The sequence below is a fragment of the Streptococcus sp. E24BD genome (genome assembly GCF_041807825.1).
Classification (GTDB): Bacteria; Bacillota; Bacilli; order Lactobacillales; family Streptococcaceae; genus Streptococcus; species Streptococcus entericus.
The window spans coordinates 1-515 of the sequence record NZ_JBGTZB010000030.1; the positions used below are offsets into that span (position 1 = coordinate 1).

At 43.9% G+C, this 515-nt stretch carries 1 pseudogene; it reads right to left on the reverse strand.

The features are described from left to right. A pseudogene (locus tag ACERC5_RS07685) lies at positions 1-515 on the reverse strand (transposase); the annotation flags it as partial.

The following is a 515-nucleotide window of genomic DNA, read 5'->3' on the forward strand; positions in this document are numbered from 1 at the left end:
GAACGATTTTCGCATTTGGAAATAGTTTCTTAGCGATGTCGTAATAAGGGCTAAACATGTCCATGGTGATGACCTTAACACGGTTCCTGACGTCTCTCGGATAGCGCAGAAAGTGGTTGCGAATGGTGGCTTTGGTTCGACCATCTAGAATTGTTATGATTTTGAGTGAATCAAAGTCCTGTGCGATGAAGCTCATTTTGCCTTTCTTGCTTCAACTAGTCGCTTTTGTATTTTCAGGCTCCTACCTCAAACAGTCCACTGGACTGTTTGAGTCCCAATTCATGTTAGTTGGTAGCCAGTTCAAGTCTGTCTTGAACTGAAATTCCTTTAGTTTTCGGATGACCGTTGAGGTTGATACGGCTAGGCTTTCAGCGATGGTCGTCATGGCGACTTTCTCCATCAATTTTTGAGCGATTTTCTGATTAAGAATGACAGGAATTTGGTGGTTGACTTGACCAATGACGTTTCAGCGACAGCCATTTTCCCGCAATTTGAGCAACGAAAGCGGCGCTTTC